The sequence below is a fragment of the Candidatus Rokuibacteriota bacterium genome (assembly GCA_016209385.1).
Lineage (GTDB): Bacteria > Methylomirabilota > Methylomirabilia > Rokubacteriales > CSP1-6 > JACQWB01.
In genome coordinates this window covers 1-5,566 of record JACQWB010000019.1, presented here as the reverse complement: position 1 = coordinate 5,566, position 5,566 = coordinate 1, and the positions used below count along the sequence as shown (strand labels likewise).

Annotated in this window: 6 protein-coding genes; 2 read left to right on the top strand and 4 right to left on the bottom strand. The window is 68.0% G+C overall.

The window, feature by feature from the left end:
• On the top strand, positions 1-392 hold a 392-nt coding region (locus tag HY726_01275), incomplete at its 5' end, for an FAD-dependent oxidoreductase (protein MBI4607623.1).
• Positions 393-707: 315 nt separating this feature from the next.
• Here the strand turns inward: HY726_01275 and HY726_01270 are convergent.
• Positions 708-1,115, bottom strand: coding sequence for a hypothetical protein (locus tag HY726_01270; protein ID MBI4607622.1), 408 nt, complete (start codon positions 1,113-1,115; stop codon positions 708-710).
• Between the two features lie 112 nt (positions 1,116-1,227).
• On the opposite strand from HY726_01270, the gene HY726_01265 reads away from it, so the two are divergent.
• A complete protein-coding gene (locus HY726_01265) occupies positions 1,228-3,435 on the top strand; it encodes an AAA family ATPase (GenBank protein ID MBI4607621.1) in 2,208 nt (735 codons plus the stop codon).
• Positions 3,436-3,468: 33 nt separating this feature from the next.
• Here the strand turns inward: HY726_01265 and HY726_01260 are convergent, their stop codons facing one another.
• The 3 genes from HY726_01260 to HY726_01250 all read right to left on the bottom strand — a co-directional run bounded on the left by HY726_01260 (position 3,469) and on the right by HY726_01250 (position 5,566).
• The gene (locus HY726_01260) at positions 3,469-3,675 is read right to left on the bottom strand and encodes a DUF2283 domain-containing protein (GenBank protein ID MBI4607620.1); all 207 of its coding nucleotides are present in this window, start codon (positions 3,673-3,675) and stop codon (positions 3,469-3,471) included.
• A gap of 1,212 nt (positions 3,676-4,887) precedes the next feature.
• On the bottom strand, positions 4,888-5,346 hold the full coding sequence (locus HY726_01255) for a type II toxin-antitoxin system VapC family toxin (protein ID MBI4607619.1): 459 nt from the start codon (positions 5,344-5,346) through the stop codon (positions 4,888-4,890).
• Positions 5,330-5,566 (bottom strand): type II toxin-antitoxin system prevent-host-death family antitoxin, encoded by a 237-nt coding sequence (locus HY726_01250; GenBank protein ID MBI4607618.1) that lies wholly within the window; start codon positions 5,564-5,566, stop codon positions 5,330-5,332. The genes HY726_01255 and HY726_01250 overlap by 17 nt, the downstream gene beginning before the upstream one ends.

Sequence of the window (5,566 nt, the reverse complement as noted above, 5' to 3'; positions counted from 1 at the left end):
CCGTCTCCACCACGCGCTTCAGCGGGGAGAACGGCCACGTCAGAAAACTCCACGCCCACCGGGTCGAGATGGTGCGGGACGGCGGCAGGCTCGACTTCCGGCCGGTCCCCGGCACCGAGTTCGAGATGGAGGTGGACCTGGTCCTCCTCGCGATGGGGTTCCTGGGTCCCGAACGCGGCGGGATGCTGAATCAGCTCGGCGTGAAGCTGACCGATCGCGGGAACGTCTGGCGGGACGAGAACTGGATGACGAGCGTTCCGGGGGTCTTTACCGCGGGAGACATGCAGCGGGGCCAGTCCCTGATCGTCTGGGCCATCGCCGAGGGGCGGAGCGCGGCCCGCGGCACCGACCTCTACGTGATGGGCCACTCCGACCTGCCGGCCCCGCTTTAGATAACCCGGAGGGGGCCTCGACGGCCCCCTTCCGGACCTCCCCCAGAAAAAGATTGCGCGGGCCAAGCTCGCGCTCGAACGTCGAAAGGGGGCGCTGCCCCCCTCCGAGACCTCTCCCCGAGAAACAGGTTGCGCCGGCCGGGTACCCACCCCGAAGGGGTGGGTGGGCGCTCGAAACCCGCGGCGTAAGCCACACAGCGGAAACAAAGCTTGACCCCGCCGGTCCGCATCCCGCCGGGCCTCGGAGATTCGGGCCCGGACCACTGGCGACGTTCTCGACGCTGTACATCTTGATCTCCCAGGTGAGCGCGCGGCTTAGACCCTCGGGGAGCTGACCGCCCTGCCTTCGGTCTGCTCGACGCGACCGTTGTCGCGCGTTCCTGGCATAGCCGCGATCACCAGCAGCGGAAGCAGGCACTGCATTCGCAAGCGAAAAAGTATTCCGAGGTTGGCGATGGCGAGAGAAAGCACACTTGCTGTCACCACGCTGAAGACGAGAACCACGAGCCCACCGGTGCACCTCAAGCGGATAAGCCACACCGCGCCCCTCATGGTCAGCGGGAAGAGCAGATAGACGGAGATTACTTCTACCGCCGCGAAGGACCTAAAGACGCCGGTACTGCCCTCGGTCTCAAACCACTGCCAGGGGAACGGGGCAAAGAGCGTGTACGCGAGACCCCGGGGGAGGTAGGTCAGCACATCCGTCAGCCGCTCCAGCCTCACCTCCGAATCGAAAAGCGAGTGGCCCCCCGTAGACACAAATCCTCTTCGCGTTCGGTCGAGGCGGGCCAGAGAAGCCTCTCGGAGGATTCCATCCGTTTCCCTGGCAACAGTCGTGGAGGAGCCCATCGAAGGCCTCGGCCCCGTCCACCGGGCGGAGCTGGGGCGTCTGCTTCCCGAGTTCGGCGGGCCCGGACCTCACGGCCCTGCTGACGTCGAGAGCCACCTCCGACTCTTCGAAGCGGTGGCCACGTTGCTGGAGGGCTTGGCGGCCGCGCAACCGCTCGTGCTGATCCTCGAGGACCTGCACTGGGCGGACGACATGAGCCTGCGGCTCCTGGCGTTCGTGGGGCGCCGGCTGCGCACGGAACCCATCGCGCTGGTGGTGACCGTGCGTGAGGAAGAACTTGCGGATACGCATGGGCTCCGCCGGACGCTCGAAGAACTGAGCCGCGAGGACGCGCTGACGCGCCTGGCCCTCCCGCTGCTATCGCGGGCGGCCACGACCGCCCTCGTGAGGGCACTGGCGAGGGCCGGCAGCGAGGATGCCTCCGCCGAGCGGCTGGGCGAAGCGGTGTGGACCGTGAGCGAGGGGAACCCGTTCATGATTGTTGAGACCGTGCGGGCCCTCCAGGAGGGAACGCAATCTGCGGGGACGAGCGACCTGCCGCTCCCGAACCGAGTGCGAGAGGTGATCGTCGGACGTCTTGAACGGCTGAGCGCGCGGGGCCGGCACATGGTGGCGGTGGCGGCCGTGATTGGTCGGGAGTTCGAGTTCACGCTGCTGCAGCGGGCGGCGGAGGTCGACGAGCGGGAAGCCGCGGAGGGCATGGAGGAGCTGGTTCGGCGACGCCTCCTGCATTGCGTGGGCGAGCGTCTCGACTTCACCCACGACCGGATCCGGTCGGTGGTCTATGAGCAGTTCGCGCCACCGCGCCGTCAGCTGTTGCACCTGCAGGTCGCCGAAGTCCTTGAGGCGCTGTATGCCGATAGGCTCGATGCCATCGCGGCCGCCCTTGCCGCCCACTACCGCGCCGGACAGGCGTGGGGCAAGTCCGTCGAGTACCTGCTCCGCTCCGCGCGGAACGCCGCGCGGGTCTTCGCCCACGAGGAAGCGGTCGGGGCGCTCAGGGAGGCGCTCGCCCATGCTGAGCGGTTGACGGCTGAGGAGCGGGATGCGCGCGCTCTCGAGATCGTTCCCCGGCTCGCTCGCTCCCTTGCGTTCCTCGGTCGCCCGCGAGAGGTGGTGGAGCTCTTCGCGAGCTACCAAGAGCGCGTCGAACAGGCCCGTAATTCTTTCCGCGCGGGTCGCTACTATCTCTCGCAGAGCAACACGTTCAGCTACCTCGGCGACCGCGAGCGGACGGCCTGGAGCGCGCGGCGGGCTATGGAGGAGGCGAGCCGGTGCGGGGACACCCCGACGATGGGCCAGGCGTTCTATGTACTGGCGCTGGAGGGATTCCGGTCAGGCCAGTTCCGCGAGGGCCTCGAGTACGGACGCCGGGCGATCAGCCTCCTTGAGGGCACGGAGAAGCGCATGTGGCTGGGCCACGTCCACTGGGTGGTGGGCGGCAACCATCTCCTGATCGGCGAGCTGGACCGAGCCCGCGAGGCATTCGGGCGATGCGCGGCAATCGGGGAAGCCATCGGGGACCAACAGCTCGAGACACTGGGGACTTGGAGTATCGGGGTCGCCCGGGCGATGCAGGGAGAGTGGGACGCCGGCATCCAGCTGTGCGGGCAGGCCATGGCGCGCTCGCCGGACCCCGTGAACAGTGCCCTCGCCCTCGGGTGGCAGGGCTTTGCGTACCTGGAAAAAGGGGACGCGACGGAGGCGATCCCGCGGCTCAGGCCGTCGATTCAGCAGCTCGTTCGAGTGGGGCACAGCCAGGGTCAGGGCTGGATGACAATCTTTCTGAGCGAAGCCCTGCTGCTGAGCGGCCGGCCGGAGGAGGCGCAACTCTTCGCCATCCGTGCGCTCGAACTGACCCGAAGCAGACAGTATCGATGCGGCATCGGCGTCGCGCAGCGAGCGCTCGGTCGAATCGCCCGGGCTCGGGGTGCCCTTCCGGAGGCCGGCGCCTGCCTGGCTCAGGCGCTCGAGACCTTGCGTTCGATCGACGCGCGCTACTATGCAGGCCGGACCCACCTGGACCTGGCCTCGCTCGCCCACGCCAGGGGGGAACGCGGGGCGGTTCGAACACACTTAAACGAAGCCTACGGCCTGTTCGCGGCCTTGGAGATTCCCCGCTACGTCGAGCAAACCCAACAGCTCGCTGCCGACCTCCGGATGCCCCTCTCCTGGGCAGAGACGCCGCCCTGATCCTCGACGAGGCGGGCAGGGTGACCCGGGTTCTCAGGACATGCCGGCCTTGGCACCCAGCGGTTTCAGAACATCCCGAAGCACGTGAGAGGCGCGGAAGATCTCCACCCCAAGGAGACCGCCCTCGGCATCGAATTCAAGTGTGACACCAGCCGCGACCTCGACCGCTTCGGCCTCCTCCCCTTCCCGGGCCAGGTACAGGATATCCTGGACTTGGTCATACTGAACCTCGAAGCTCATCGGGGATCCAACCTCCCTCCTGCGCGCCGCCGAGCCTTCTCGCTCTCCCGCAAGGGGTGGAACGTGATCAGCACCACTCTCCTTCCGGTGCCTCATCGTACACGACAATCACATCGCGCTCACGACCCGCGATCAGGCGGCGAATCGGCCGCGATGAGATAGCCCGTGGCCGCATCCCGAAAGTGCTCAGTGGCTTCCCGGTAGAAAGCCCACCCGGCATGGGACTGGCTCAAGAGCACTCGGCGCCGCGCGGGCCTTCTGAACCCGCTCGGCCTCTTCCGCCAGCAGCGCCGGGAGGGGGACCGCCGGCGGTGGTGCTACGTCCTAGCTGCCGAGACGTTGGCCGACCTCCGCGCCCGGTATGGTGCCGCTGCGGAGGCGATTTTGGAGGCATGACCCATGTCCATTTCCTTCCATTTCAGGCGCTGATCCGGCATCGAGGGCTTCGTGACCCGGCTGGCGGGTACGGGTCAGGAGGCCGCCGTCAGAGGACCTTCAGTTCGGGCCAATCAAGCGCGTATCCGAGCGCCCGCTTCACCTCGCGATGGCGGGCGCCCGAAAGCGTGCCGAGGAGATCGCCGATGCGGGCCTTGGCCACGACGTGGACGTTGTCGAGGTTCCGACGGAAGGACGGGTCAACCCTTCCCGACGCCCGAGCGCGATCTCCTGCGGAATCCCCGCACGGTGGTCGTGATTTCCGCCACAATGACCTTGGCGAGGTACGCGTACGCCGGAGTCCGCGTGAGTAGCAGGACGGGGCGTTGCCCGATCGGCGGGGGCAGACTCGCCCACCGGATCTCGTACTGCTTCAACGCTGTCGCCAGGTGCGGCGGCGCGGGCGCGGTTCCCAGACACCGGGATCAACGTAAGCGTCCTCCGCCGAGTCGGGCTGACGACGGTACGCCGCCTCCGTGGCCAGCCCCTCGATCTCCCACAGCGCTCGACGGATCGCGGCGCGAATGAACTCCGAGCGGCGTCGCGAGCGACTTGGTGCGACCTTCTCGAGTTGCGCCGCAGTGTCCGGGTCCAGCTCGATCAGTAATGGTTTCATATAGAACAATATATAGAAGCAGCTCGCATCTGGCCAGCGTCGGGTGCTTCGGGGTCGGCTTCGTCCACCTTCGAGCACCTCGCCATGGCGATCGACGCGTTTCGCTCGACCGGCATGACGTCCTGGCTGGCGCGGGCCGGCCTCGCGTGTGGGAGCCCGGGCTAAGGTTTCGCGGTCGCTGGGAGCTCGAACGCCCCCACGGCCGCCGCGGCGGCCGCCATGCGGCGGTCGAAGGTGACCAGAACGCGCGCGCCCGCGATCGAGGCCAGCGCAAGGTGCAGCGCGTCGGCAGCGCGAAGCACCAGCCGGGCGCCGAGGACCAGGAGCAACCGCTCGGCCTCGCGATGCATGGCCGCGCTGACTTCGGCCCGTTGAAACTCGCCAGCCTCTACATCATGAAGCATGCGCCGGTAGAGGCGGCGCGCGGCGGCCGGGCGTAACTGACCATCGCGCAGGCGTCTGGCGACTGCGGACGTCAACTCCGTGACAACCAGGTCCGAGACGATCAGGTCGCGGCGGCCGACGAGCGCGGCTTCCAGGGCCTCGCTCTCGGGCTCGCTCACGTAGATCTTGGCCAGCGCGCTGCTGTCGAGGTAGACCGGGCTAGACTCGATCCTCACGTTCGTCAGCCACGGTCTGCGAGAGCGGTGGGCCCTGCAACCGGATTCCGGCCCGGAAGCGACGATGACTGGAGAAGGGACGTGCCGACGTTCGCGGCGGCGGGACGAGCCGCGCGACCGGCCGTCCGCGGTCGGTGAGCAGCACCTCCCGGCCCCGGCGCACCTCCTCGATGAGCGCCGAGAGGTTCTGGCGTGCCTCGCGGATGCCCGCCGATCGCAT

Coding starts and splice junctions, on each gene's coding strand:
- HY726_01260 (MBI4607620.1), bottom strand. CDS start 3,675: ATGAGCTTCGAGGTTCAGTATGACCAAGTCCAGGATATCCTGTACCTG.
- HY726_01250 (MBI4607618.1), bottom strand. CDS start 5,566: ATGCGATCGGCGGGCATCCGCGAGGCACGCCAGAACCTCTCGGCGCTC.